The organism is Amycolatopsis ponsaeliensis, from assembly GCF_030182635.1.
Taxonomy (GTDB): Bacteria; Actinomycetota; Actinomycetes; order Mycobacteriales; family Pseudonocardiaceae; genus Amycolatopsis; species Amycolatopsis ponsaeliensis.
On the sequence record NZ_JAPZLD010000006.1, the window covers coordinates 146,294 to 171,927 of the forward strand.

General features: G+C 70.8%; 24 protein-coding genes. 13 read left to right on the top strand and 11 right to left on the bottom strand.

What is annotated here, in order from left to right; translation table 11 throughout:
* Window positions 1-28 precede the first annotated feature (28 nt).
* Together ndk and QQ657_RS11505 are read right to left on the bottom strand one after the other, a co-directional pair.
* Window positions 29-439, bottom strand: a complete 411-nt coding sequence (gene ndk / locus QQ657_RS11500) for a nucleoside-diphosphate kinase (RefSeq protein WP_284742062.1) — start codon at window positions 437-439, stop codon at window positions 29-31.
* Between the two features lie 191 nt (window positions 440-630).
* Window positions 631-2,181, bottom strand: a complete 1,551-nt coding sequence (locus QQ657_RS11505; RefSeq protein ID WP_284742063.1) for an alkaline phosphatase D family protein — start codon at window positions 2,179-2,181, stop codon at window positions 631-633.
* Window positions 2,182-2,304: 123 nt separating this feature from the next.
* On the opposite strand from QQ657_RS11505, the gene QQ657_RS11510 reads away from it, so the two are divergent.
* The 3 genes from QQ657_RS11510 to QQ657_RS11520 are packed head-to-tail and all read left to right on the top strand — an operon-like array spanning window position 2,305 to window position 5,905.
* Complete coding sequence (locus tag QQ657_RS11510; protein WP_284742064.1) at window positions 2,305-4,662, top strand: penicillin acylase family protein; 2,358 nt, start codon at window positions 2,305-2,307, stop codon at window positions 4,660-4,662.
* A 44-nt stretch (window positions 4,663-4,706) separates the two neighbouring features.
* Window positions 4,707-5,597, top strand: a complete 891-nt coding sequence (locus tag QQ657_RS11515; RefSeq protein WP_284742065.1) for a ketopantoate reductase family protein — start codon at window positions 4,707-4,709, stop codon at window positions 5,595-5,597.
* Complete coding sequence (locus QQ657_RS11520) at window positions 5,594-5,905, top strand: ArsR/SmtB family transcription factor (RefSeq protein ID WP_284742066.1); 312 nt, start codon at window positions 5,594-5,596, stop codon at window positions 5,903-5,905. The genes QQ657_RS11515 and QQ657_RS11520 overlap by 4 nt, the downstream gene beginning before the upstream one ends.
* Before the next feature lie 3 nt (window positions 5,906-5,908).
* Here QQ657_RS11520 and QQ657_RS11525 read toward each other — a convergent pair whose 3' ends face one another.
* Together QQ657_RS11525 and folC are read right to left on the bottom strand one after the other, a co-directional pair.
* Window positions 5,909-6,268, bottom strand: a complete 360-nt coding sequence (locus QQ657_RS11525; protein WP_285480919.1) for a DUF4233 domain-containing protein — start codon at window positions 6,266-6,268, stop codon at window positions 5,909-5,911.
* 32 nt (window positions 6,269-6,300) lie between these two features.
* Entirely contained in the window at window positions 6,301-7,956 is a 1,656-nt protein-coding gene (gene folC, locus QQ657_RS11530; protein ID WP_284742068.1) for a bifunctional tetrahydrofolate synthase/dihydrofolate synthase, read from the bottom strand.
* 73 nt (window positions 7,957-8,029) lie between these two features.
* Here folC and QQ657_RS11535 point away from each other — a divergent pair, with 73 nt between their 5' ends.
* Entirely contained in the window at window positions 8,030-8,665 is a 636-nt protein-coding gene (locus tag QQ657_RS11535) for a class I SAM-dependent methyltransferase (RefSeq protein ID WP_284742069.1), read from the top strand.
* Window positions 8,666-8,737: 72 nt separating this feature from the next.
* Window positions 8,738-9,598, top strand: coding sequence for an SGNH/GDSL hydrolase family protein (locus QQ657_RS11540; protein WP_284742070.1), 861 nt, complete (start codon window positions 8,738-8,740; stop codon window positions 9,596-9,598).
* Here the strand turns inward: QQ657_RS11540 and QQ657_RS11545 are convergent.
* Both QQ657_RS11545 and QQ657_RS11550 read right to left on the bottom strand, forming a co-directional pair.
* Entirely contained in the window at window positions 9,582-10,358 is a 777-nt protein-coding gene (locus tag QQ657_RS11545) for an alpha/beta fold hydrolase (protein ID WP_284742071.1), read from the bottom strand. The two genes, QQ657_RS11540 and QQ657_RS11545, sit on opposite strands and share 17 nt — an antisense overlap.
* Window positions 10,359-10,370: 12 nt before the next feature.
* Complete coding sequence (locus QQ657_RS11550) at window positions 10,371-11,132, bottom strand: alpha/beta fold hydrolase (RefSeq protein ID WP_284742072.1); 762 nt, start codon at window positions 11,130-11,132, stop codon at window positions 10,371-10,373.
* Between the two features lie 86 nt (window positions 11,133-11,218).
* Here QQ657_RS11550 and QQ657_RS11555 point away from each other — a divergent pair, with 86 nt between their 5' ends.
* On the top strand, window positions 11,219-12,106 hold the full coding sequence (locus tag QQ657_RS11555) for a LysR family transcriptional regulator (RefSeq protein ID WP_284742073.1): 888 nt from the start codon (window positions 11,219-11,221) through the stop codon (window positions 12,104-12,106).
* A 49-nt stretch (window positions 12,107-12,155) separates the two neighbouring features.
* On the opposite strand, the gene QQ657_RS11560 is transcribed toward QQ657_RS11555, so the two are convergent.
* Complete coding sequence (locus tag QQ657_RS11560) at window positions 12,156-14,777, bottom strand: valine--tRNA ligase (protein ID WP_284742074.1); 2,622 nt, start codon at window positions 14,775-14,777, stop codon at window positions 12,156-12,158.
* A 56-nt stretch (window positions 14,778-14,833) separates the two neighbouring features.
* On the opposite strand from QQ657_RS11560, the gene QQ657_RS11565 reads away from it, so the two are divergent.
* From QQ657_RS11565 to QQ657_RS11585, 5 genes are all read left to right on the top strand, one after another.
* A complete protein-coding gene (locus QQ657_RS11565) occupies window positions 14,834-15,133 on the top strand; it encodes a hypothetical protein (RefSeq protein WP_284742075.1) in 300 nt (99 codons plus the stop codon).
* A 50-nt stretch (window positions 15,134-15,183) separates the two neighbouring features.
* Complete coding sequence (locus QQ657_RS11570; protein ID WP_284742076.1) at window positions 15,184-16,188, top strand: hypothetical protein; 1,005 nt, start codon at window positions 15,184-15,186, stop codon at window positions 16,186-16,188.
* 109 nt (window positions 16,189-16,297) lie between these two features.
* A complete protein-coding gene (locus QQ657_RS11575; protein ID WP_284742077.1) occupies window positions 16,298-16,735 on the top strand; it encodes a MarR family winged helix-turn-helix transcriptional regulator in 438 nt (145 codons plus the stop codon).
* A gap of 80 nt (window positions 16,736-16,815) precedes the next feature.
* Entirely contained in the window at window positions 16,816-18,117 is a 1,302-nt protein-coding gene (locus tag QQ657_RS11580; protein ID WP_284742078.1) for an MFS transporter, read from the top strand.
* Window positions 18,118-18,159: 42 nt separating this feature from the next.
* Window positions 18,160-20,466, top strand: a complete 2,307-nt coding sequence (locus QQ657_RS11585; protein ID WP_284742079.1) for an FdhF/YdeP family oxidoreductase — start codon at window positions 18,160-18,162, stop codon at window positions 20,464-20,466.
* Between the two features lie 4 nt (window positions 20,467-20,470).
* Here QQ657_RS11585 and QQ657_RS11590 read toward each other — a convergent pair whose 3' ends face one another.
* The 4 genes from QQ657_RS11590 to QQ657_RS11605 form a co-directional block, all read right to left on the bottom strand.
* Entirely contained in the window at window positions 20,471-21,046 is a 576-nt protein-coding gene (locus QQ657_RS11590; RefSeq protein WP_284742080.1) for a hypothetical protein, read from the bottom strand.
* Window positions 21,047-21,345: 299 nt separating this feature from the next.
* A complete protein-coding gene (locus tag QQ657_RS11595; protein ID WP_284742081.1) occupies window positions 21,346-22,746 on the bottom strand; it encodes an LCP family protein in 1,401 nt (466 codons plus the stop codon).
* Between the two features lie 57 nt (window positions 22,747-22,803).
* Window positions 22,804-22,929, bottom strand: coding sequence for an MFS transporter small subunit (locus QQ657_RS11600; protein ID WP_284742082.1), 126 nt, complete (start codon window positions 22,927-22,929; stop codon window positions 22,804-22,806).
* A complete protein-coding gene (locus QQ657_RS11605) occupies window positions 22,929-24,284 on the bottom strand; it encodes an L-lactate MFS transporter (RefSeq protein WP_284742083.1) in 1,356 nt (451 codons plus the stop codon). The genes QQ657_RS11600 and QQ657_RS11605 overlap by 1 nt, the downstream gene beginning before the upstream one ends.
* A gap of 103 nt (window positions 24,285-24,387) precedes the next feature.
* On the opposite strand from QQ657_RS11605, the gene fdhD reads away from it, so the two are divergent.
* Together fdhD and QQ657_RS11615 are read left to right on the top strand one after the other, a co-directional pair.
* Window positions 24,388-25,212, top strand: a complete 825-nt coding sequence (fdhD, locus tag QQ657_RS11610) for a formate dehydrogenase accessory sulfurtransferase FdhD (protein WP_284742084.1) — start codon at window positions 24,388-24,390, stop codon at window positions 25,210-25,212.
* A gap of 212 nt (window positions 25,213-25,424) precedes the next feature.
* Window positions 25,425-25,601 (top strand): hypothetical protein, encoded by a 177-nt coding sequence (locus QQ657_RS11615; RefSeq protein WP_284742085.1) that lies wholly within the window; start codon window positions 25,425-25,427, stop codon window positions 25,599-25,601.
* Window positions 25,602-25,634: the final 33 nt, after the last annotated feature.

Genomic DNA, 25,634 nt, shown 5'->3' on the forward strand with positions numbered 1-25,634 from the left:
CCACGCGCGGGCGTGGCCCCGGTGCCGATCACAGGTCGGGGAACCAGAGCTTCAGCTCGCGCTCGGCCGACTCCGGCGAGTCCGAGCCGTGGACCAGGTTGTACTGGGTCTCCAGCGCGAAGTCGCCGCGGATGGTGCCCGGGGTGGCCTTCTCGACCGGGTCGGTGCCGCCGGCCAGCTGGCGGAACGCGGCGATGGCGCGCGGGCCTTCGACGGCGAGCGCGACCAGCGGGCCCGAGGTGATGAACTCCAGCAGGTCGCCGAAGAACGCACGCTCCTTGTGCTCGGCGTAGTGCTCCTCGGCCAGTGCCCGCGGAACGGTCCGCAGCTCGAGGGCGGCGAGCTTGAGGCCCTTGCGCTCGATCCGCGAGACGACCTCGCCGACGAGGCCGCGCGCGACGCCATCGGGCTTGACGAGGACCAGCGTGCGTTCAGTCACGACGGTGTTTCTCCTTGGTACGGGTGCGTGTCGGTGCGCGTGAGCGTAGCCGACCCTCCTCGGGTGACCGATTCGCCGGTCGAAATCCGGCCGCGGTGTCTTGAATGAGTCATTCAGGCGTGGGAGGTCCTGAATGACTCATTCAAGACCGGCGTGCCGGGGCGCGTTCCCGGTCCGGCCGGACGCTGCCGTCAGCGGCGGCCCTGCGGGTGCAGCTTCTTCGACCAGAGCGACACGCCCGTGGCGTCGCGCAGGTCCACCGTCAGGTCACCACTCCCACCGTCGATGTTCAGCTCGCCGAAGTGCTGGAAGCCGTCGATCGGGGCCGTGTTCGCCACCGGCGGGGCGTGGACGAACACCGCCTCCGGGCCGAACGTCGGGTCCAGCGCGTTCGGCCCGAACGCGCCCGCGTTCAGCGGCCCGGATACGAACTCCCAGAACGGGTCGAAGTCCTGGAAGGCCGCGCGGTCCGGCGAATAGTGGTGCGCCGCCGTGTAGTGGACGTCCGCGGTCAGCCAGACCACGTTGCGGACGCGACGGCGCTGGATCTCCCGCAGCACCCACGCCAGTTCCGTCTCACGCCCGCCCGGCGCGCCCGGCAGGTTGTTCGCCACCGCTTCGATGTCCGTGCCGTCCGGGACGACCAGGCCGAGCGGCATGTCCGCCTGGACGATCTTCCACGTCGCCGTGCTGCGGCCGAGCGCGTCGGCCAGCCAGCGGGCCTGCTTGTCGCCGAGGATGTAGCCGGGCTTGGTCTGGTCCGCGGTGTTGGCGTTGCGGTAGGTCCGCATGTCCAGCACGAAGATCTCGGCCCGCGAGCCGTACTTGAAGCTCCGGTAGACGCGGCCGTCGACGGCCTGGCGCGAGTCGATCGGGTGCCACTCGTGGAACGCCTGGTACGCCCGCGGCGCGAGCACGTCGACGCGCTTCTCCGTGTAGGCCGGGAGGTCGAGGATCTCGCCCGGGTACCAGTTGTTCAAGACTTCATGGTCATCCCACTGGGCATAGACCGGCACCTGCGCGGCGAAGCGCTTGAAGTGGGCGTCGAGGCGGTTGTACGCGTGCTGGCCGCGGTACTCGTCGAGGGTCTCGGCGACCTTCGACTTCTCCGCCGTGACGACGTTGCGCCACGTGCGGCCGCCGGGCAGGGAGACCGTCTCCGTCAGCGGGCCGTCGGCGTACACCGTGTCGCCGCTGTGCAGGAAGAGGTCGGGCCGGCGGTCCGCCATCGCCGAGAAGATCGTCATGCCGCCCAGGTCCGGGTTGATCCCCCAGTTCTGCCCGACGACGTCGCCCGACCACAGGATCCGGGTGTCGCGGCGGCCCACCGGCGCGGTGGCGAACCGGCCGGTCAGCGGCTCGCTCGTCGCGCGCCCGTCGAGGGACTCCGCCGTGACGCGGTAGTGGTATTCGGTGCCCGGAGCGAGACCGGCGACGCGGACCTGCCCGGTCCCGCCGGTGGCCGGCCCGGCGAGGGCGCCGGGCACCCGGCGGGCGTGCCGGAACGAGGGGTCGCGCGCGATCTCCACGACCAGCCGCGACGGCCGGTCGGCGCGCGACCAGACGATCGCCGAGCCGGGTGTGACGTCGCCGGACTGGACGCCGTGGGTGAGCACCGGGCGGTCGCCGCGCAGCAGCGGGGTCGCGGCGAAAGCCGTCGAAGGCAGCACGAGCGTGGCGGCGGCGCCGGTGAGACCGGCCTTGAGCAGCGTGCGGCGGGAGTGGTGGGTCGGTTCGGTCATGCGCGGTTTCTATCCCGCCGCGGCCAACGCCGGATTGCGCGCGGGTGAACGAATCCCCGGGTTTTCCCCCATGTCCGCGCGTCGTCTCCGTCGGTAGCGTGGCGATCACGACAAGGGGGTCAGATGAGACCATTCAGGAAAAGCCTGGCGGTTCTGACAGCTGCACTCACCATCACCACACTGGGGACCGGCCTCGCTTCGGCCGGCGAAGAGGGCCACTCGAAAGCCGTCCTCCGCTACACCGAACACGGCATCCCGCACATCGTCGCGAAGGACTACGCCGGACTCGGGTACGGGTACGGCTTCGCGGCGGCGAACGACAACGTCTGCGAACTCGCGAACATCTACCTCACGGTGAGCGGGCAGCGGTCGCAGTACTTCGGCCCGGAGGGCGGCGGCTACCCGTCGCTGTCCGAGGCGGAGAGCAACCTGCACAGCGACCTGTTCTTCCAGCAGATCAACGACTCCGGGATCGTCGACCGGCTGGTCGCGCAACCGGTGCCGCTGGGGCCGCGCCGCGAAGTCCGCGAGGTCGTTTCCGGCTACGTCCAGGGGTTCAACGCCTACCTCGCGCGCACCGGCCGCGCCGGCATCTCCGACCCGGCCTGCCGCGGCGCCGGCTGGGTGCGGCCGATCACCGAGCAGGACTTCTACCGGCACTACTACGCGATCGCGATCACCGGCGGCCAGGGCGTCGTCACCGAAGGCCTGTTCACGGCGCCGCCGTCCGGCGCGACGCCCGCCCCGGGCACCGGCGGGCAGTTGTCGGCGAAGGTGGCGCAGGCGCTGAACGGCAGCGGGCTCGGCAGCAACGGCATCGCCGTCGGCGCGGACTCCACCGCGGACGGCCAGGGCAGCGTGCTGCTCGGCAACCCGCACTACCCGTGGCAGGCCGGGCGCCGGTTCTGGCAGAGCCAGCTGACCATCCCCGGCCGGCTCGACGTCGCCGGCGCGAGCCTGCTCGGCATGCCGTTCGTCCAGATCGGGCACACCGCGGACGCGGCCTGGACGCACACGGTGTCCACACCGGTCACGTTCGGCCTCTTCGAGGTGCCGCTGAAGGCGGGCGACCCGACGACCTACCTCGTCGACGGCAAGCCGGAGAAGATGACCTCCCGCGACGTCACCGTCCAGGTGCGCCAGGCCGACGGCTCGCTGAAGCCGGTCCGCCAGACGTTCTGGGCGACGCGGTACGGGCCGGTGCTGAGCGACTTCCAGGGCATTCCGCTGCCGTGGAGCACGAAGTCGGCGTTCACCGTGCGGGACGCCAACGGGACGAACCTGCGCGGGCTCAACACGTGGTTCGAGCTCGACCAGGCCCGCAGCACCGCCGACATCGTCGGCGCGCTGAGCCGCACGCAGGGCGTCCCGTGGGTCAACACCATCGCCACCGACCGGGCGGGCAACGCGCTCTACGCCGACATCCAGGTCGTCCCGCACGTCACCGACGAACAAGCCGAGACGTGCAGCACTCCCCTGGGACGGCAGACTTTCCCGGCAGTCGGACTGGCCATTTTGGACGGATCGAAGTCGTCGTGCCGGTGGGGTTCCGACCCCGGCGCGCTCGAGCCGGGCATCTTCGCGCCGTCGCGGCTGCCGCGGCAGCAAAGCCGAGACTACGAGCTGAACGCGAACGACAGCGCCTGGCTGGCCAACGCGAAGGCGCCGATCACGGGGTACCCGCACATCGTCGGGGACATCGGCACCGAACGTTCGCCGCGGACGCGGGAAGCGCTGCTCACCGCCGAGAAGGGCGGGTTCACGACGGACTCGATGAAGAAGATGCTCTTCGCCGACCACAGCCTGTTCGCCGACCTGACGGCGGCGGACCTGGCGAAGCTGTGCGCGTCGTTCCCGGGCGGGCAGGCGCCGTCGTCGTCCGGCCCGGTGCCGGTCGGGCCGGCGTGCTCCGCGATCGCGAACTGGGACCACACGTACACGCTCGACACGCGGGGTTCACTGCTGTTCCAGCGGTTCGCCGCGCGGCTCGGCAACGTCGACCGCTTCTCGGTGCCCTTCGATCCGAAGGCGCCGCTGACCACGCCGAACACGCTCAACGTCGGCAACGCGGACGTCCAGAAGGCGTTCGGCGACGCGCTGGTGGAGCTGCGCACGGCCGGGCTCGCCCCGGACGCGAAGCTGCGCGACGGCCAGGCGGTCACGCGCAACGGCGAGCGCATCCCGATCCACGGCGGCCAGGGCTTCCTGGGCGTGCTGAACGTGATGACACCGGTGTGGGACCCGGCGCGCGGCAACGTGGAGGTCCAGCACGGGTCGAGCTACATCCAGGTGGTGGGCTTCCGCGGGCGCGCGTGCCCGGACTCCTCGACGGTGCTGACGTACTCGCAGTCGGCGAACCCGAATTCGCCGTACTTCAGCGACCAGACGAAGCTCTACAGCCGGGGTGAATGGGTGAAGGAACGCTTCTGCGAAGCCGACATCCTGCGCTCGCCCGCGCTGCGGATCGTCGTGCTGCGCTGACCTCGCCGAGCACTATATCCGGATATGCGGATATAGTGCTCGGCATGCGCGTTCTCGTGGTGGGAAAGGGCCCGGTGGCCCAGGTCCTGGCGATGTCCATGGCCGGCGGTCACCGGGTCGGGTTCGCGGTGCGCGAGCGGACCGGCGACACCCTGCTCGCCGGGAGCCGCCGGCTCCGCACCGCGGGACCCGCCCGGCCGGTCGAGCGGCGAAGCGTCGACCTGACGACCACCGACGACCGGGCACCGGGCTGGGACGTGGTGATCAGCACGGCCTCGCCCGCCTCGCCGGAGGTGGCCGAGCTGCTCGCCCGGCCGTCCGCGGCGATCATCGCCGCGGTCACGCAGGTGCCGTCCGAAGTGGAGCTGCTGCGCGAGCTGGCGGGTGACCGGCCGTGGGGACTGGTGGTTCCGGAGTTCTTCGCCGCCCGCGCCGATCCGGTGTGGTGGTGGCAGCCGGCGCGGGCCCGGTTCACGATCGCCGGTCCCGCGTCGGCGTCGCTGCGGGTCTTGTTCGCCCGCCCGCGGTGGTCGCCGGACGCACCGCTCGCGGCTCCGCTGGTGTCCGCGGCGACCACGATGCCCGTCGTGGCCGGACTGCAGGCCGTGGACTTCGACCTCGCGGCCGCTCGCCGGTCGTCGGCGGCGCTCGCCGCCGCGGCGACCCAGGCCCGGGCCGCGGTCGCGGCCGGATTCGGCGGCCCGAAGCCGCGCCCGATCCGCCCGAACGCCGTGCGCGCGGCGCTGACCGTGCTCCCCCGGCTGGCGCCGTTCGACGCCCGGGACTACCTCCGCGGCCACTTCGGGGACCACGGCACGCAGACGGTCCGGATGCTGCGCGACTGGGTGGACCTGGGACACCGCCACGGGCTCCCGGCCGGGGAGCTCGAAGGGCTGCTGCGGCGGTTGTGCCCGGCCGAAGGGGTGGCCGGATGATCGAGGACGCGCTCACCACGGCACTGCCGGTGCTGCGGGCGCTCGGCGAGGCGACCCGGGTGCGGATCATCGGCGTGTTCCTCGACCGCGGCGGCTCTGCCACGGTCGGCGAGGTGCAGTCGGAGCTCGGGCTACCGCAGTCGACCGTGTCGCGGCACCTGCGGATCCTGCTCGACGCCCGCCTGCTGACGGTGGGCCGCGCGGGCCCGAACCGGATCTACCGCCTCGACGTCCCCGCCGACGCCCTCGACGCGCTCGACGCCGTCACCACCCGGGTGCGGGAGTGTCAGTCGGCGCCGCACCCGTGACGGTCAGGGCTGGGGCTGCTGCTGGCTCGCGAGGGTGCCGGCCGCCATCCGGCGGGCGACGTCCTTGCGCAGCCACAGCAGCCACAGCCAGATCGCCAGGAACACCACGCCCAGCACGGCGATCGCCGGCAGCCAGAACACCAGCGCGATCAGCACGACCTGCAGGCCGAGGACGACCGGCACGGCCCACGGCTTCTTCACGAACCCGCACAGCACGACCAGCACCAGCGCGACCGCCAGCACCGTCCAGCCGGTACCGGTGCTGATCCCGCCACCGAGCTTGTTCACCACCGGCAGCGCGAGCGCGACCGTGATCGCCTCCATGATCAGCGTTCCCGACATCACGCCGCGGAAGCCCTTCATGGGGTCCTTCGGCTTGGGGGTCTCCGGAGTGGTCACGCCGGCTCCTTCCCGAACAGCGTGCGCGTCTCGCCCGCGGTGACCACCGACCCGGTGACGAGCACGCCGCCGCCCGCGAGGGGCTCTTCGGGGTCGTCACTGGTCTCCACCAGCGCGATCGCCGTCTCGATCGCCGTCTCCAGGTCGGTCTCGGCCACCACCCGGTCCTCGCCGAACACCGAGATGGCCAGCTGGTTCAGCTCTTCCAGCGGCATCGCGCGCGGCGAGGAGTTGCGCGTCACGACGATGTCGGACACCACCGGCTCCAGCGCGTCGAGGATGCCGTGGGCGTCCTTCTCGGCCATCACGCCGACCACCGCGACCAGGCGGCGGAAGGCGAACTCCTCGGCCACGGTCGCCGCGAGCGCGCGGGCGCCGTGCGGGTTGTGGGCCGCGTCGATCATCACCGCGGGGGCCGCGCGGACCCGCTCCAGCCGGCCCGGCGTCTCGACCTCGGCGAACGCCTCGCGCACGGCCTCGACGACCAGCTGCTTGTCCTTGCCCGCGCCGAAGAACGCCTCGACCGCGGCCAGCGCGAGCGCGGCGTTCGCGGCCTGGTGCGCGCCGTGCAGCGGCAGGAAGATCTGGTCGTACACCCCGCCGAGGCCCTGCAGCTTCAGCAGCTGCCCGCCGACGGCGATCTCGCGCTCCAGCACGCCGAACTCGCTGCCCGCGCGGGCGACCGCGGCGTCGACCTCGACGGCGCGTTCCAGCAGCACCTTCTGCACTTCGGGGTCCTGCTCGGCGATCACCGCGACCGAGCCGGCCTTGATGATGCCCGCCTTTTCGCGTGCCGCGCCGAGGATGTCCGGGCCGAGGTACTCGACGTGGTCGATGTCGATCGGCGTGATGACCGCGACGTCGGCGTCCGCGACGTTCGTGGCGTCCCAGGCGCCGCCCAGGCCCGCTTCGAGCACGGCGGCTTCCACCGGCGCGTCGGCGAACGCGGCGAACGCCATCCCGGTGAGGATCTCGAACTTGCTCATCGCCACGCCGTCGGCGGCGGCACCGTCCACCATGGCCACGTACGGCGCGATGTCGTGCCACAGCTCGGCGTAGCGCGCGGCGGCGATCGGCCGGCCGTCGAGCGCGATCCGCTCGGTGACCAGCTGCAGGTGCGGGCTGGTGTAGCGGCCGACGCGCAGGCCCATCCGGGTCAGCAGCGAGTCGATCATCCGCGCCGTCGAGCCCTTGCCGTTCGTGCCGGCGATGTGCAGCACGGGGTAGCCGTGGTTCGGCTCGCCCAGCAGCTGCGTCAGCGCGGAGATGCGGGTCAGCGACGGCTCGATCTTCGTCTCGGGCCAGCGCTGGTTCAGCTCGGCCTCGACGGCCATCAGCTCGCGCCGGGCCTCCGGGCCGTCCGGGCTGCCGTACGCCTCGGGTTCGCCCTGGTCGTCGAGCTCGTGCAGCTCGGTGTCCTCGGGCACGCTCAGGTCGGGCACCGGGCCGGTGGCGAGGTTGTCGCCGAGCTGGCCGACGCCGCCGATCCCGCCGCGGGAGCCGCCGCCCACGTCGAACGCGGTGTCCCGCGCGTCCAGCTCCGGGTCGTGGTCGTCCGAGTCCTCGTACCCCTCGGCACCGAGCTCGTCGACGCCCGCGAAGCTGTCCAGATCCGACAGGTCCGGCCTGCGACCTGTCTCATCCTGCGGCACTGAATCTCCTCCGGCCTGGGGTTTTAACACTTGCTTCCGAGTCTACGTGCGTGGCAGGTGGCACTCTCGACCCATGCCGTTCAACCACAACGACCACTACCACCCGCTGCTGCTGGACCAGCTGCCGCCCGGGCCGGGGATCGCGCTGGACGTCGGGTGCGGCACCGGCCGGTTCGCGCGCCGGCTGGCCGCGACCGGCATGGCGGTGGAGGCGGTCGACGTCTCGGCCGCGATGGTCGAGGCGGCGGCGGGCCTCGGTTCGCCGGGACCGGGCAAGATCGTCTACCGGCAGGCCGACGTCACCACCGATCCCCTGCCCGAAGAGCACTACGACTTCATTTCGTGCCTCGCTTCCCTGCACCACATGCCGTTCGAAACGGTCGCCAAGCTGCGCCGCGCCCTGGTACCCGGCGGCGTGCTCGTGGTGCTCGGCCTGGCGAGACCGAGCACGCCCGCGGACTGGGTGCGGACGATCGCGGCGGTGCCGGTCAACGCGCTCGCGCGGCTGGTCGTCTACGCCGGCGACCGCTTGAACGGCGGTGGGGACAACGGCCCGAAGCCCCCGGTCGTCGATGACTTCCCGACCCTGGCGGAGGTACGCCGGGAGGCGGCCCGGCTGCTGCCCGGAAGCACCGTCCGGCCGTTGCTGTTCTGGCGCACGCTGATCACTTACCGTGAGCACGGCGAAGGTGACCCGACTGGCGGGTGAAGTCCCCACCCCCGCCGCCCGGTGCTCGCTAGATGTGGAAGGAGCGTTTCCACCAGCGAGAACGGGGTCTTCATGCGCATCACCCGGCTGCTCACCGCCGTCGTCTCGGCAGCCATCCTGCTGCCGGCGTCGGCCACCGCCGCCTCCGCGGCGAGCATCGGCAGCTACGTCGCCCTCGGCGACTCGTACACCTCCGGGCCGTTCATCCCGGTCCAGCGGCTCGACCCGCTGGGGTGCGGGCGGTCCACCGCGAACTACCCGTCGGTGCTGGCCGCGGCGCTGCACGCCGGGCGGTTCACCGACGTCAGCTGCGCCGGCGCGGACACCACGAACATGACCAAGCCCCAGAGCGTGCCGTTCAACGGCACCAACCCGCCGCAGCTGGGCGCGCTGCGGATCGACACCGACCTGGTCACGCTCGGCATCGGCGGCAACGACTACGGCGTGTTCGGCAGCCTGATCTCGACGTGCCCGGGCCTGCGGGCGGGCGACCCGACCGGCAACCCCTGCGAAGAGCACTTCGCGGGCTCCGTCACCTCGGCGATCGACAACATCGGGCCGCGCGTCGAGGCGGTGCTCGCCGCGATCCACGAGCGGTCGCCGCGGGCGCGGGTCCTGGTGGTCGGCTACCCGCGGATCGCGCCGGAGAAGGGCTACTGCCCGGACGCGCTGCCGTTCGCCGACGGTGACTACGCGTGGCTGAACAGCGTCGAGGAGGCGCTGAACCGGACGCTGGGCGACGCCGTGGACGCGGATGGGAGCGCGGAGTTCGTCGACACCTTCGGCCCGTCCCGCGGCCACGACGCCTGCGCCCGCGGCGGCTCGGCGTGGATCAACGGCAAGGACCAGAACGTCTTCGAGGCCGCCGCCTACCACCCGCTCAAGACCGGGATGGCGGGGATGGCGGCGGTGGTCCTCAAGTCCCTGCGCTGAGGAACTCCAGCACGATCCGGGCGAACTCGTCCGGCAGTTCGGCCGGGGCACCGTGCCCGGCGTCGATCTCGGCGGCGCGCGCGTCCGGGATCACGGCGACCAGCTCCCGTTGCTGTTCCGCCGTGATCAGCCGGTCGTGCGCGCTGCCGAGCACGAGGACGGACGCGGTGATCTTCGGGAGCACGGCCCGCAGGTCGACGGCCCGGTCGGCCTCGACCTGCCGGTCCGTTCCCGCCTCGACCATCGCCTCGAGGGTCTTGACGAGCTGTTCGTTGCTCTCGGCGGTGGCCTGCTCCCAGTAGCGCGGGCCGAACGCCATCAGCGGGAGCATCCGGGCGAAGGTCCCGGTTTCGAGCAGGTCGAGCCAGTACCGGAACTCGGCGTCCTGTCGCGTGTCGGTGACGGGCCACGCGGCGTGCAGGACCGCTTTCCGGACGCGATCCGGGCGGGTGCCGGCGAGATGAGCCGCCACGACGGCGCCGAGCGAATGGCCGACGACGTGGGCCGCGCCGGCTCCCGCGTGGTCCAGGACGGCCGCGGCCTGGGCGGCGAGAGCCTCGATGGTGATCGGGCCACCGGGGTCGGTGGTCAGGCCGGAGCCGGGAAAGTCCGGAGCCAGGACGGTGTAGCCCTCTGCGTTCGCCGTCAACGGTGCCCATTGCTCACGGGAGGCGGCGGTGCCGTGCAGCAGGAGCAGCGCGGGGCCGTCGCCGGTCCGGTCGTAGTGGACGACGGCGTCTTCGAGCTTCACTTTCGGCATCGCTCGTCCTCCTCAGGCGATCGCGCGGAGGGCTGCGGTGAAAGCGCGCGGGTCCTCCTGGTGCGGGAGGTGGCCGCAGCCGGCGAGGACGTGCACCCGGGCGCCCGGCGTGGCGGCGGCGCAGGTCCGCGGGACTTCCAGGGGGATCTCGGTGTCGAGCTCGCCGTGCAGGTAGGTGATCGGGACCGTCAGGTTCCCGAGGCGGGGCCGCGGGTCGTACGTCGTCACCTCGGTGAACAGCGCGTCGATGTAGGGGCTCGAGTCGACGAGCTGCCGCACGGTCCAGTCGACCAGCGCGGGCGCGGCACCCGGCGCGAACCAGTTCGGCACCCACCCCGCGAGCGTGCCGAAGCGGTCGCCGGCCATCTGTTCGCGCAGGTCGAGGACCTTTTCCCGCATCGCGTCCGCGGGCCAGTACCCCGGCCCGTCGACGGCCACCACACCGGCGACGAGCTCGGGCCTGGCCAGGGCCAGTTCGGTGGCGAAGACCGCGCCGAACGACGAGCCGACGATCACCGGCTTGATCCCCAGCTTCTCGATCAGCGCGGCGATGTCGGCGGTGTTGCCGTCGATCGTGTTCCCGGTCGCCGGGTGATCCGAGCGGCCACACCCGCGCCAGTCGAGCGTGACGACGCGGTGGTCGCGGACGAGGTCGGGCAGGCACGCCTGCCAGACGTGGCCGGTGGTCCCCCAGCCGTGCAGGAACAGCAGGGCGGGGCCGTCGCCGGCGTCTTCGTAGTGGAGGCGGGTGTCGTTGATGTTTGCGTAAGGCATGTCCCGAGCGTCGCCTCCGGGCGCCCGCGTTTCGAGGGGCAGTCCGCTCGTACACTCATCACGAACGCTGATGAATGGGGTCGGTCGTGGAGCTACGGCAGCTTCGTTACTTCCTCGCCGTCGCCGAGGAATTGCACTTCGGGCGGGCGGCGGAGCGGCTGCACATCGTCCAGCCGGCGGTGAGCCAGCAGGTCCGGCGACTGGAACGTTCGCTGGGCGTGACGCTGTTCACGCGGTCGACGCGTTCGGTGGCGCTCACCGAGGCGGGGCAGCGGTTCCTGCCGCACGCACTCGCGGTACTGGCGGCGGCCGACCGGGCGGCGGATTCGGTGACGGAGTTCCGTTCTTCCGGGTCTTTGGTCCGGTTGGGCACGAGCGAGGGCCTGGGTGACCGGCTGGATGTCCTGCTGGGCGCGTTCGCCCGGCTGGCGCCTTCGGCTTCGTTGGAGCTGGTCCACGCACCGACGGTCCAACGGCTCCAGCGAGTCCGGGACGGTTCGCTTTCCGCGACCATCGTGCGTGGTTCGTGGCCTTCTTCCGGCCTCGACTTCACTCCTTTGTGGATGGACGATGTGCTCGTGGCTTTGCCCGCGTCTCATCCGCTGGCTTCTTGTTCGGATGTTTCGTTTGCTTCGCTCGCTTCATTGCCGGTGCGGCTCAGTCCGCCTTCGCGGAATCAGCCGTTGTACGACTTGGTCGTGTCGTGCTGCCGCGAGGCGGGGTTCGAGCCGGTGCTGGGCAAGGAGTTCACCACGGCGCAGGACACTTTGGGGACGCTGGGGTTCGGCCGTCCACACTGGACGGTGTTCTACCGGGCGCACGCCAATCTGCTGCCGATCCCGGGTGTGGTTTTCCGGCCGTTGGTGGAGCCTTCGCCTCGGATGCAGACGTATTTGGCGACGCCCGCGGACCGGCGGTTGACTCCGGAGCTGGTGGCGTTGATCGAAGCGGCGCGAACCATCGAGGAAAAATGATGAAGCCCGGCACTTTCGCAGGGAAAGTGCCGGGCTTGGCTCGACAGCCTCAGGAAGCCGGAAGAGCCGCCAACCTCGCCGTGATGCGGTCGATGTCCGACGCCGCTGTCTCCTTGCGCACCTTGATCTTGTCGACCACGTGCTCCGGGGCCTTCGCGATGAACGCCTCGTTGCCCAACTTCGCCTCGGTCTGGGTCAGCTCCTTCCGAGCCGCCGCCAGGTCCTTCTCCAGCCGCTTGCGCTCCGCCGCCACGTCGACCGTGCCCGACAGGTCCAGCTCCACCGTCACCACGCCGTCCGCCAGGGCCACCTCGAGCGACGCGCTCGCCGCGAAGTCCTCGGCAGGCGGCGTCAGGCGCACCAGCGACCGGACCGCCTCTTCGTGGCCGCCCGCGTAACCCGCCAGGCGGGCCGCCACCTTCTGGCCCGGCTTCAGCCCCTGGTCCGCGCGGAAGCGGCGGATTTCCGTCACCAGCTTCTGGACGTCCGCGATCCGGGCGTCCGCCACGGCGTCCGCGTAGCCCTCGAACGGCGCAGGCCACGCGGCGACCACTAGTGACTCGCCGCCCGTCAGCGCCGTCCAGAGCTTCTCCGTGATGAACGGGATGAACGGGTGCAGCAGCCGCAGCACCGTGTCGAGCACGTGCCCGAGCACCGCCCGCGTCGACTCGACGCGCGCGGAATCCCCTTGGTACAGCTGGACCTTCGCCAGCTCCAGGTACCAGTCGCACAGCTCGTTCCACGTGAACTGGTAGAGCGCGCCCGCCACCTTCGCGAACTGGAAGTCCTCGAACAGGCCGTCCACTTCGGACACCAGCGCGCCCAGGCGGCCGAGGATCCAGCGGTCGGACTCCGTGAGCGATGCAGCGGCAGGCAAATCGGAAGAGACCGAAGCCCCGTTCATCATCGCGAACTTCGTCGCGTTCCACAGCTTCGTGCAGAAGTTGCGGGACCCCGCCGCCCACTCGTCGGCCAGGGCCATGTCCGCGCCCGGGTTCGCGCCGCGGGCCAGGGTGAACCGGGTGGCGTCCGCGCCGTACGCGTCCATCCACTCCAGCGGGTCGATCACGTTGCCGCGCGACTTCGACATCTTCTTGCCGTTCGCGTCACGGATCAGGCCGTGCAGGTAGACATGGTCGAACGGCTGCTTGCCGTCCATCTGCTGCACGCCGAACATCATCATCCGGACGACCCAGAAGAACAGGATGTCGTAGCCGGTCGAGAGGACACTGGTCGGGTAGAACTTGGCCAGGTCGTCCGAAGACGCGGGCCAGCCCAGCGTCGACATCGGCCACAGGCCCGACGAGAACCACGTGTCGAGCACGTCCGGGTCCTGCGTCCAGCCCTCACCGGACGGCGGCTGCTCGTCCGGGCCGACGCACACCACTTCACCGTCGGGGCCGTAGTACACCGGGATCCGGTGGCCCCACCACAGCTGGCGCGAGATCGTCCAGTCGTGCATGTTGTCGACCCAGTCGAAGTACCGCTTGCCCAGCTCCGGCGGGTGGATCTTCGTGCGGCCGTCGCGGACCGCGTCGCCGGCCAGGCGCGCCAGCTCCTCGACCTTGACCCACCACTGCAGCGACAGCCGCGGCTCGACGACCGTGTCGCAGCGCGAGCAGTGGCCGACCGCGTGCACGTACGGGCGCTTCTCGGCCACGATCCGGCCGGCCTCCCGCAGCGCGGCGACGACCGCCGGGCGCGCCTCGAACCGGTCGAGCCCCTCGAACGGGCCCGGCGCGGTGATCTCGGCGCGCTCGTTCATGATCGTCAGCATCGGCAGGTCGTGCCGGCGGCCGATCTCGAAGTCGTTCGGGTCGTGCGCCGGGGTCACCTTGACCGCGCCGGTGCCGAACTCGGGGTCGACGTGCTTGTCGGCCACGATCGGGATGCGACGCCCGGTCAGCGGCAGCTCGACCTCGGTGCCGACCAGGTGCGCGTACCGCTCGTCGTCCGGGTGGACGGCGACCGCGGTGTCGCCCAGCATCGTCTCCGCGCGCGTCGTCGCGACCACGATCGCGGTGTCGCCGTCGCCGTAGCGGATCGACACGAGCTCGCCGTCGTCGTCGTTGTGGTCGACCTCGATGTCCGAGAGCGCCGTCTGGCAGCGGGGGCACCAGTTGATGATCCGCTCGGCGCGGTAGATCAGGCCCTCGTCGAAGAAGTTCTTGAACACCGTCTGGACGGCCTTCGACAGGTTCTCGTCCATGGTGAAGCGCTCGCGCGACCAGTCGACGCCGTCGCCGAGGCGCTTCATCTGGCCGAGGATCCGGCCGCCGTACTCGGCCTTCCACTCCCAGACGCGCTCGACGAACTTCTCCCGGCCCAGGTCGTGGCGCGAAAGGCCCTCGCCGGCCAGCTGGCGCTCGACGACGTTCTGCGTCGCGATGCCCGCATGGTCCATGCCCGGCAGCCACAGCACCTCGTAGCCCTGCATGCGACGGCGGCGGCTCATCGCGTCCATCAGGGTGTGGTTGAGCGCGTGGCCCATGTGCAGGGAACCGGTCACGTTCGGCGGCGGCAGTACGATCGAGAACGGCGGCTTCTCCGACGAGGCGTCGGCCGTGAAGTACCCGGCCGCTACCCAGCGGTCGTACATCGGTGCTTCTTCGGCGGCCGGGTCCCAGGCACCCGGAAGGTCGGTGGTCTGCTGCGGAGCGTTCTCGGTCACAATGGACAAGTCTACGAACCCGTCACGGCGGGTCACCCAGGGGGAAGGCACTCGGGATGGCACAGCCTCAGCAGCCGCAGGATCCGGACGATCGGCGCCTGGAGACGCACCCCGACCTGATGAACCCGGACTGGCAGAAGTTCGCCGAGCGGGACGCCTGGCTGGGCGCGAAGAAGGAGCTCAAAAAGCGCCGCAAACGCGAGGGCCGCACCGGCGGTCACCAGCCGGGGCACAGCCGCTGGCCCGGCGTGCTCGCGCTGCTGCTGGTCGTCGTCCTGGTCGCGGCGGCGATCGTCGTGCACCAGATCCAGGGCATCGGCGTCAACGAGGACCCGTTCCTGTTCTTCGGCTCGTAACGCTCGTCCCCCGCTGTCGATGATCAGGCATCGACCTTGGGGGCACGCACGTGGACGACGACAACCTGCTCGAATCGCACCCGGACCTGATGGACCCGGAGTGGCGCAAGCACGCGCAGACGGACGCCTGGCTGGGCGCCAAGCAAGACCGCAAGCAGCTCCGCAAGCAGCGGAAACGCACTTCCCGGAGGCCGCACCGCCGCTGGCGGATCCTCGGCCTGCTGGTGGCGATCCTCGCCGTGACCACCGCGGCCATCGTGGTGGCCGGCCGGAGACCCCCGGCGCGTGAGGCGATCCCGGAGACGCCGAACCCGACGCAGGTGGCGCAGTACGCCCACGTCGACCTGGCCCGGCCGTACGCGAACACCCCCGCCCAGGACTGGACCAAGGGCATCGGCGGCATCACCTCGCCCGCCGCGGCCGCCGTCGGCCCGTTCAAGGCCGAAGCGGTCGCCGACGCCTACGCGCAGGCCCGGCGGGCCATCACCGCCGCCCACCTCGAGCCCGCGGTGCTGTTCTCGCACGATCCGAAGGCCTACCTCGCGCTCTTCGCCCCGGACCAGCGCGAGCAGATGACGCCCTGGCTGGCCGAGAAATCGGCGAAGGACAAGGCCGGCTTCGACTCCTACCTGACCGAGATCGCCGACGGCTACCACTTGCTCGACGCGGGGCCCCGCACGTTCGGCACGCTCACCGCGCACGCCGGCGAGAAGCCCGGCGAGCTGGCCGTGGACGCGAAGTACGTCGTCGCCTTCGCCTTCGACAACGTCCACCCCGACTCGCTGACCAGCCCGAACGAGATCGTCAGCTTCCTGCGCGTGGACGAGGAGTACGTGGTGGTCACCGGCTCCGGCGTCGCGAAGTCCAGCCGGGGGCTGTGGCTCGACGGCGGCCAGAGCGCGACTTCGTCGGTGGGCTGCGCCGCCGCCCGGGAGGGCTTCCTGGCGCCGGGCTACGCGAACCCGCAGACCGGCCCGTCGACCGGCGGCGACCAGGACGCGCCCGGCTACTACGACCCGAAGTACCCGGTGCCGACCCTCGACGGCTGCCACTGACAAGTCCATGAAGGGCACCCTCATGGCCGTAAAAGCCATGAGGGTGCCCTTCATGGCTTTCCCGTCACATCCAGATGCACAGTCTGGACTGTACAGTTAACCTGTGTGCATGGGCGAAGTACCTGCACACGTCGCTGAGAGCGCCGGCTGGATCCGCGCGGTCGTCGGGCAGCTGCACCGCCGGCTGCGCCAGGTCGACAACGCCGGGATCCTGACGCCGTCGCAGTCCGCCGTGCTCAACCGGCTCCACCGGGACGGCCCCGCCACCCAAGGCGAGCTGGCCGCCGCCGAGCACGTCCGGCAGCAGTCGATGGCCGCCACCCTCGGCGTCCTCGACGAGCTCGGCTACCTCGCCCGCACCCCCGACCCGGCCGACCGGCGCCGCGTCGTGATCAGCCTGTCCGAGGCCGGCTCCGACACCGTGCGCGGCATCCTGCAGCACCGCGACGAGTGGCTGGCCCAGGCGCTGCTGGACGCCCTCTCCCCCGACGAACTCGACGCTGTCACCCGCGCGCTGCCGCTGCTGCAACGCGTCGCCCAGCACTGAGCCGGCCACCACCGAAGGAGCCCCTCACGAGCACCGTCACCGCCCCCGCGAAGTTCGGCACCCGCCTGGTCACCCCGCTGGTGGCCGGCGCGGTGCTCAACCCGATCAACTCCACCCTCATCGCCGTCGCGCTCGTGCCGATCGGGCAGAGCTTCGGCGCCGGTCCGGGCCAGACGGCCTGGCTGATCTCGGCGCTCTACCTGGCCACCGCGGTCGGGCAGCCGGTGGTCGGGCTGCTGGTGGATCGCTACGGCGCCCGCCGCGTCCTGCTCGCCGGGGCGGTGCTGGTGATCACCGCGGGGATCGCGGGCATGGTCCCGCTCTCGGTCGGCTGGCTGACCGGCGTGCGGGTCGTCCTGGGGCTCGGCACGTGCGCCGGCTTCCCGGCCGCGATGGCCGTCCTGCGCCACCACGCGGAAGCGAACGGCCAGGGTGTGCCCGCGCGCGTGCTGTCCGTGCTCTCGATGTCCGCGCAGACGGTGATGGTGATCGGCCCGACGCTCGGCGGGCTGCTGATCGGCCTCTTCGGCTGGCCGGCGATCTTCGCCGTGAACATCCCGCTCGCCGGGCTGTCGCTGGTGCTGGCGCTGCTGTGGGTGCCGAAGGACGACCGCGGTGCGCGCACGGCGAAGCCGATCGACGTCCTGGGCATCGTGCTCTTCTCGGCGACCCTGCTCGCGCTCCTGTTCTTCCTGATGGACCCGGGCACGGAGACCTGGCTGCTCGCCGTCGTCGCGGCTTTCGGCGTCGCGTTCGCGCTGGTCGAGCTGCGTCGCGACCACCCGTTCCTCGACCTGCGGATGCTCGCGGCCAACGGCGCGATCCTGCGGACGTACCTGCGGCAGGCCCTGAGCTTCATGGCCATCTACGCGATCATGTTCGGCTACGTCCAGTGGCTGGAAACCACGCGGCAGCTGTCCGAGGAGGCGGCCGGGCTGATGCTGCTCCCGATGTCGGGCACGGCGGTCTGCGCGGCGGCGTTCTCGGGACGCGGCTCCGGGATCAAGGCGCGGCTGGTCACGGTCGCGGTCGCGCTGGTCGGCGGCTCGGCACTGCTGCTGCTCGTCCACGACGGCACCTGGGTGGGCGCATTGCTGGCCCTGGCCGCGTTGTTCGGCCTGGCCCAGGGTTTGACGAGCGTCGCGAACCAGACGACGTTGTACCGCGAGGCACCCGCCGAGCAGATGGGCACGGCGAGCGGGTTGTTCCGCACGGCCCAGTACCTCGGCGCGATCGTGGCCTCGACGCTCATCGCGCTGTGCTACGGGTCGCACGCCGACTCGGCGGGGCTGCACCGGCTGGCGATCGCGCTCATCGTGATCAGCGTCGTCCTGCTCGCCGTCACCGTCGCCGATCGGGGCCTGCGCGCGGCCGAAGCGTGACCCTGCTTAGCGCGCGCGGTCATCGAGGCGCACGATGAACACATGACCCGTGAAGCACCGGCGCAGGACGTGGACGAGACCCGCCTCGAGGTGGGGAAGCCGAAGGGCTGGGCGGCCGGGATACCCGGTGTCGCCGTGTCGCTCGCGCGCAGCGTCGAGCAGATGGGCACCGGCCGGACCGTCAAGGCGCTGCGGCTGCTGAACCAGCGCGAAGGCTTCGACTGCCCGGGCTGCGCGTGGCCGGAGCCCCGCGAGGTCGACGGCGAAAAGCGCAAGCTGGCCGAGTTCTGCGAGAACGGCGCCAAGGCCGTCGCCGAGGAGGCCACGAAACGGCGGGTGGACCGCGAGTTCTTCGCGAAGCACCCGATCGAAGACCTCCGGGGCAAGACCGACTACTGGCTCGGCCAGCAGGGCCGCGTCACCGAGCCGTTCGTGCTGCGCGAAGGCGCGACGCACTACGAGCCGATCTCCTGGGACGACGCGTTCGAGCTGGTCGCGGGCGAGCTGAAGGCGCTGACCGACCCGAACGAGGCCTTCTTCTACACCTCGGGCCGGACCAGCAACGAGGCCGCGTTCCTCTACCAGCTGATGGTGCGCTCCTTCGGCACCAACAACCTGCCGGACTGCTCGAACATGTGCCACGAGTCCTCCGGCGCCGCGCTGCAGGCGACCACCGGCATCGGCAAGGGGTCGGTGACCCTGGCCGACATCCACCGGGCCGACCTGATCGTCGTCGTCGGGCAGAACCCCGGCACCAACCACCCGCGGATGCTCTCGGCGCTCGAAGAGGCCAAGGGCAACGGCGCGAAGATCATCGCCGTGAACCCGCTGCCCGAGGCCGGGCTGATGCGGTTCAAGAACCCGCAGAACGTCCGCGGCGTCGTCGGCAAGGGCACCCCGCTGGCCGACGAGTTCGCCCAGATCCGCCTCGGCGGCGACCTCGCGCTGTTCCAGGCCGTCGGGCACCTGCTGCTGACGTGGGACGAGGAGGCGCCGGGCGCGATCATCGACCGCGACTTCGTGAACCGCTCGACCGAGTACTTCGACGACTACGCCAAGCACCTGCGCGAGATCGACTGGCCCGAGGTCGAGCGCGCCACCGGGCTGCCGCGCGAGCAAATCGAGCGCGTCGCGCGGATGATCGCCTCCTCCGAGCGCACGATCTACTGCTGGGCGATGGGCCTGACCCAGCACAAGCACGCCGTGCCGACGATCTCCGAGATCGCGAACCTGGCCCTGATGCGCGGGATGATCGGCAAGCCGGGCGCGGGCCTGTGCCCGGTGCGCGGGCACTCGAACGTCCAGGGCGACCGGACGATGGGCATCTGGGAGAAGATGCCGCAGTCCTTCATGGACGCACTGGCCGGCGAGTTCGGCATCGAGGTCCCGCGCGAGCACGGCCTCGACACGGTCGACTCGATCCGCGCGATGCGCGACGGCGGTGGCAAGGTCTTCTTCGCCGTCGGCGGCAACTTCGCCTCGGCGACGCCGGACACGGAGACGACCGAGAAGGCGCTCCGGTCCTGTTCTCTCACCGTGCACGTCTCGACGAAGCTGAACCGCTCGCACGTCGTCCACGGCCGCACCGCACTGGTCCTGCCGACGCTCGGCCGCACCGAGCGCGACGTCCAGGCGAGCGGCGAGCAGTTCGTCACGGTCGAGGACTCGATGTCCCAGGTGCACGCTTCCCGCGGCCGCCTGAAGCCGGCGAGCGAGCACCTGCTGTCCGAGGTCGCCATCGTCTGCCGGCTGGCCGAGACGCTCTTCGGCGCCGGGCACGCCGTGCCGTGGCGGACGTTCGAGGCCGACTACGACCTGATCCGCGACCGGATCGCGCGGGTCGTGACGGGCTGCGACGACTACAACCGCCGCGTCCGCGAGCCGGACGGGTTCGTGCTGCCGAACGCGCCGCGCGACTCCCGCGAGTTCACCGGCACGGCCAACGGCAAGGGCAACTTCACGGTGTCCGAACTGGAGTACCCGCAGGTGCCCGAAGGCCGGCTGCTGCTGCAGACGATGCGCAGCCACGACCAGTACAACACCACGATCTACGGGCTGTCCGACCGCTACCGCGGCATCGAGAACGCCCGCCGGGTCGTCCTGGTGAACCCGGACGACATCGCGGCGCTCGGCCTGACCGACGGCGCGATGATCGACCTGGTCTCGGAGTGGCGCGACGGCGACCGGCGCGCGCCGTCCTTCCGCGTGGTGGCCTACCCGACGGCCCGCGGGTGCGCGGCGGCGTACTTCCCGGAGGCCAACGCCCTGGTACCGCTGGACTCCGTGGCGGAGAAGTCGAACACGCCGGTGTCGAAGGCGATCGTGGTGCGGCTCGAGCCCCGGCCCTGACGGGTCAGCCCTGGTAGTCGCGCTGCAGCGTCTTGGTCATGTCGGTGACTTCGGCCTGCACGTTGTCGAGGGTCGCCGGCGGGATCAGCGCGGCCTCCGTGCCACCGTCGGCGATCGCCATGCCCATCACGACGTTCCCGGAGCGCACGGCGGCCCACTGCTCGGAGAACCCGGACTCGTCGCCGACACCGGTGGCGAGCCGGACGCCCGAGTGGTCGGAGAGCGCGTCGGTCATCAGCTGGGTGGCCTTGGCGGCGGCGTCCGCGGTGTCGGAGTCGGTGAAGCGCACGACGGCGATCGTGACGAGCCGGTAGTCCTGCAGGTTGGGCTTCCCGCCGCCGAGGTCGCGGGCGAACAGGCGCTTGCAGGTGGTGACGTCGTCGTTCCCGGTGGAGCGATCCTGGGGGACGACCTTGGCGTCGGCGGTCTTCACCGAATCGGCCGGGATCTCGACGGTGCCCGGCGCGAGCCGGTCGCGCGCGTTCGTGGCGGGGAGCTTGCAGGCGTCGATCTTGTCGGGGTAGTGCGCCGAAGCGGACGCCGACTGGCACGCCGCACACAGAACGGCGGAAGCGAGCACCGGAAGGAGCCACCCTCCGCGGGCAACGCTGCTGCGCATAGGTTCCGGACTTTCCGTATTTCCTGAAATTGACTTTCCGGATTGCCACCGGTCCGGTGATCTTTTCCGGTCCGTCGCGCGGTGCTGCCGTCGACGGTCATCGCACACTGCCTCACCAGGGACGCAGCGTCAAGACCAATCACCCTCGTGGTCCGCTGTGGTCCGGTCGACGGAAAACGATGTTGCGACGTTTCACGGAAATTCTTCGCGCAATTTCGGGTATCCCGATGAAAAGCCGGGCATTCCATTGCCCCGCGCGATCAATTCACGCAGACGACCCCGTCGGAGGTGATCGGCTCGTCGCCGGCGGCCGGGGCATTCCCGCCACCGGTCGTCCCCGGGCCGGCGTACACCGACCCGAGCACGACCTCGATGTGGCCCGCCGGCACGGCCGCGGACTCCTGCGTCGCCAGCCCGCCCAGCAGCTTCGCGACCTCCGCGCCCCGCTGCGCGAGATCGGCACCGAAGCGGACCACGGACGTCCGCCGCGTCGCGGTGTTGCCGGTGTCGCCCTTGGCGAACCCGTGCTCCCCCAGGAACCCGGCCACGCGGGCGGCGAGGCCCTCCTTCGGGCCGGCGTTGGCGACGTCGACGGTGACCGGGGTGGCAGCCGGCGTCTTCGGCGCCGCGGACCCGATCAGCGCCGCGGCGAAGGCCTTCACCTCGGCCGGGTCGACCTGCACGGCCGTGGCCCGCGGGTTCTGCGGGTCGTAGCGGTAGTCGCGGTTGCCGACGGGGATCGTTTCGAACCGGATCCCGCCGCTGTTGATCCCGCGCATCTGCCCGACGAAGTCGAGCAGGTTCCACGACTCGTCGAGCACCACCGAGCGCTTGACGGCGTCGATGAGATCGGACAGCTTCCCCGGGTCGCCCAGCGTCCCCGCCGAGAGCACCTGCCGGGCCAGCCCGGCGAGGAACACCTGCTGGCGCCGGACGCGGTCGAAGTCGGTGTTCTTGAGGCCGTCGCGCTGCCGCACGAAGGCGAGCGCGTCGGCACCCGAGATCCGCTGCCGCCCGGCGGGGAAGTCCGCGCCGGAGTTCTTGTCCTTGGTGGCTTCGTTGAGGCAGACGTCGACGCCGCCGACAGCCTTGCTGATCTCGTAGAAGCTCAGCAGGTTGACCTCGGCGAAGTGGTCGATCTTGACGCCGGTGAGGTCCTCGACGGCCTGCCGTGTCCCGCGCCGCCCGGCGGTGAGGGCGGCCTGGTCGATCTTGGCCTTGTCGGTCTCCCCGGAGTCGCGCTGCCGCTTCGCTTCGGCGGCCTTCGCCCGCCCGAACGCGGCGTTGATCTTGCCCTTCCCGCCGGGCATCGACACGTAGCTGTCGCGCGGGATGGAGAACGCTTTCACGTCCTTCGTGCCGTTCGGGATCCGCAGGACGATGAGGGTGTCGGTGAGGTCGTCGCCGTTGGCCCCGACCCGGAGCTCGCGCAGGATGTCCGGGGAAAGCGGTTTCCCCTGCTGGTCGGTCCGCGAGTCCCGCCCGACGAACAGGATGTCGAGCGAGCCGTCGGCGGGCTGCTCGCCCGGCGCGGTGGCGCCGTCGATGACGCTGTCGCGCGTGACGTCGTCGAGGGCGTGGAGGTTCTCGTAGCCGTAAGCGGTCCCGCACAGGACCACGGCGGAGAGCCCGGCGACGGCGATCTTCCCCAGTAGGTGCACTTCCTACCGACGCCGCCGGGCCTCCTTCCGCTGCACGGGTGACTCAGCTCACACGGGCTAGCCGAAGAGCTGGACCAGCTTCAGGAACAGCTGGTACACGCCGTAGGCGAAGGGCAGCACGACCCACGCCCAGGCCAGCACGATCAGCGGGACCCGGTTGGGTTTCGTCGCCGGTTCCGTCATCACACCTCACTCCTCGCGGCCGTGCCCGCGGTGACGGGCTCGTGGAACTTCTCCTTCACCGGCCGCACCAGCTCGTTGGCCACGAACCCGACCACCAGCAGGCCGATCATGATGTAGAACGACAGCTGGTAGAGCGCCGGGCCGGACTTGCCCGCTGCCTTCTCGCTGTCGGCGATCCGGTTGACGATCAGCGGGCCGAGCACGCCGGCGACCGACCACGCGGTCAGCAGCCGGCCGTGGATCGCGCCGACCTGGTAGGTGCCGAAGAGGTCCTTCAGGTACGCCGGGACCGTCGCGAACCCGCCGCCGTAGAAGGACAGGATCACCATCGCGCACAGGATGAACACGAGCTTCGACGAGTTCTCCGTCAACGCGATCACCAGGTACAGCACCGCGCCGACGCCGAGGTAGGTGCGGTAGATGTTCTTGCGCCCGATGACGTCCGATGTGGACGACCAGACGAACCGGCCGAGCATGTTGCACAGCGACAGCAGCGCGACGAACCCCGCCGCCGCGGCCGCGCCGACCGGGGTCGAGGTGCTCTTGAAGAAGTCCACGATCATCGGGGACGCCTTCTCCAGGATCCCGATGCCCGCGGTCACGTTGAAGCACAGGACCACCCACAGCAGCCAGAACTGCGGCGTCTTGATGGCGTTGGACGCCGAGACGTTCGCGGTGGAGATCATGGCCGTGCCGTGGTCGGTCTTCGGTTCCCAGCCCGCCGGCTTCCAGCCGTCGGCCGGGACCCGCACGATCAGCCAGCCGAGCGACATGAACACCGCGTAGACGACGCCGTGCACGAGGAACGCCGTCGCGATGCTGCCGGTGGTCGGCGTGGTGCCGATCATCGACGACGACCACGGCGACGCGATCAGCGCGCCGCCGCCGAAGCCCATGATCGCGATGCCGGTGGCCATGCCCGGCCGGTCCGGGAACCACTTGATCAGCGTCGAAACCGGAGAAATGTAGCCGATTCCGAGGCCGACGCCGCCGATCGCGCCGTATCCGACCACGACGAGCCAGAACTGCCCGGTCGCGACGCCGAGCGCCGAGACGAGGAATCCGGTGACGAAGCAGCACATCGAGACGAACATGGCCCAGCGCGGGCCGTTCCTCTCGACGAGCGTGCCGCCGAACGCCGCGGACAGGCCCAGCATGACGATGCCGAGCTGGAACGGCAGCGAACTCTGCGTGCCGGTCAGGTGCATCGTCTTTTCGAGCGGGGTCTTGAACACGCTCCACGCGTAAGCCTGCCCGATCGACAGGTGTACCGAGAGGGCCGCCGGGGGCACCAGCCAGCGTGTCCAGCCTGGGGGTGCGACGATCCGGGAACGGTCCAGGAAGCCGAGAGCCATCGGATCCCTCCGTAGAGTGGGGATGATGGAGGGAATGTATTACTAAATACCCGGTGTTGCACCATGCGAGTGTCAAACTTTCCGGCGGAGAAGGGTGTGGGTCATGGGCAGGGTGACCGTGCGCAGGCCGGTGCGGAAGATCTCCGCGACCGGCGACCGCCGCCGCCCGGACGCGCTGGCCGCCGAAGAACCCCTGGAACTGCGGGTCGGCGGCAAGGCGCTGGCGGTGACGATGCGCACGCCGGGCAACGACGTCGAGCTGGCCCACGGCTTCCTGCTGTCCGAAGGGGTGATCGGCGGCCGCGAGGACATCGCGGTCGCCCGCTACTGCGACGGCGTCGACGACCAGGGCCGCAACACCTACAACGTGCTGGACATCGCGCTGGCGCCCGGGGTGCCGCCGCCGGACACCGGGGTCGAGCGCAACTTCTACACGACGTCGTCGTGCGGGGTCTGCGGAAAGGCCGCGCTCGACGCGGTCAAGCTCAAGACCCGCTTCTCCCCCGCGTCAGCCGCCTTCGCGGTGAAGAGCGAGACGCTGGCAGGCTTGCCGGACGCGCTGCGCGCCCGGCAGAAGGTGTTCGCCAGCACGGGTGGCCTGCACGCGGCGGGCCTGTTCACCCCGGACGGCGAGCTCGCGGTCGTCCGCGAAGACGTCGGCCGGCACAACGCGGTCGACAAGGTGCTCGGCTGGGCGGTGCTCGAGGATCGCGTGCCCGCGCCGGGGTACGGCCTGCTGGTGTCCGGGCGCGCGTCGTTCGAACTGGTGCAGAAGGCGGCGATGGCCGGGATCGGGCTGCTGGCCGCGGTGTCGGCGCCGTCGTCACTGGCGGCGGAGCTGGCCGAGGAGAACGGGATGACGTTGATCGGCTTCCTGCGCGGCGACTCGATGAACCTCTACACCGGCGATCACCGGGTCCTTACTTAGGCCGTGCCAGCGCTGCTAAAGTCTCCCTCAGTGAGGGGAGTATTCCTTCGCGGTGGCCTCGTCTGAGGGACTTGTGACGTCCTCGGGACCATCGGTCAGTTCGCTGGCGGAAGAGACCTCCGATCGGCCAAGTGCGCCTTGGTTCGGTTGGAGCGGATCTCCGTCGGACGAACGGAGTCTCCCCTTCCAGCCGGCCGGCTGGAAGGGGTCTCATGAGTGTCTTGTCCGACGCGAACCCGTTTCTCGTCGTCGGGTTGGTCTTGCTCGGTCCCGTCGTCCGGATCATCGCCCTCGCCATCGCACTGCGCGGCACCGATCCGCGGGACCGGCCGGCGATCATCAAGGCCCTGGCGGAGCTGTTCCGCGTCTTGCCGCCGAGGCGTCACTGATCGGCCAGGCAGGCTTCTAGTGTCGCGCGTTGC

What these genes read in the sequence shown, in the direction of transcription:
- QQ657_RS11505 (WP_284742063.1), bottom strand. Translation starts at nt 2,181, where the DNA reads ATGACCGAACCGACCCACCACTCCCGCCGCACGCTGCTCAAGGCCGGT.
- QQ657_RS11510 (WP_284742064.1), top strand. Translation starts at nt 2,305, where the DNA reads ATGAGACCATTCAGGAAAAGCCTGGCGGTTCTGACAGCTGCACTCACC.
- QQ657_RS11515 (WP_284742065.1), top strand. Translation starts at nt 4,707, where the DNA reads ATGCGCGTTCTCGTGGTGGGAAAGGGCCCGGTGGCCCAGGTCCTGGCG.
- QQ657_RS11520 (WP_284742066.1), top strand. Translation starts at nt 5,594, where the DNA reads ATGATCGAGGACGCGCTCACCACGGCACTGCCGGTGCTGCGGGCGCTC.
- QQ657_RS11525 (WP_285480919.1), bottom strand. Translation starts at nt 6,268, where the DNA reads ATGAAGGGCTTCCGCGGCGTGATGTCGGGAACGCTGATCATGGAGGCG.
- QQ657_RS11535 (WP_284742069.1), top strand. Translation starts at nt 8,030, where the DNA reads ATGCCGTTCAACCACAACGACCACTACCACCCGCTGCTGCTGGACCAG.
- QQ657_RS11540 (WP_284742070.1), top strand. Translation starts at nt 8,738, where the DNA reads ATGCGCATCACCCGGCTGCTCACCGCCGTCGTCTCGGCAGCCATCCTG.
- QQ657_RS11545 (WP_284742071.1), bottom strand. Translation starts at nt 10,358, where the DNA reads ATGCCGAAAGTGAAGCTCGAAGACGCCGTCGTCCACTACGACCGGACC.
- QQ657_RS11550 (WP_284742072.1), bottom strand. Translation starts at nt 11,132, where the DNA reads ATGCCTTACGCAAACATCAACGACACCCGCCTCCACTACGAAGACGCC.
- QQ657_RS11565 (WP_284742075.1), top strand. Translation starts at nt 14,834, where the DNA reads ATGGCACAGCCTCAGCAGCCGCAGGATCCGGACGATCGGCGCCTGGAG.
- QQ657_RS11575 (WP_284742077.1), top strand. Translation starts at nt 16,298, where the DNA reads ATGGGCGAAGTACCTGCACACGTCGCTGAGAGCGCCGGCTGGATCCGC.
- QQ657_RS11585 (WP_284742079.1), top strand. Translation starts at nt 18,160, where the DNA reads ATGACCCGTGAAGCACCGGCGCAGGACGTGGACGAGACCCGCCTCGAG.
- QQ657_RS11600 (WP_284742082.1), bottom strand. Translation starts at nt 22,929, where the DNA reads ATGACGGAACCGGCGACGAAACCCAACCGGGTCCCGCTGATCGTGCTG.
- QQ657_RS11605 (WP_284742083.1), bottom strand. Translation starts at nt 24,284, where the DNA reads ATGGCTCTCGGCTTCCTGGACCGTTCCCGGATCGTCGCACCCCCAGGC.
- fdhD (WP_284742084.1), top strand. Translation starts at nt 24,388, where the DNA reads ATGGGCAGGGTGACCGTGCGCAGGCCGGTGCGGAAGATCTCCGCGACC.
- QQ657_RS11615 (WP_284742085.1), top strand. Translation starts at nt 25,425, where the DNA reads ATGAGTGTCTTGTCCGACGCGAACCCGTTTCTCGTCGTCGGGTTGGTC.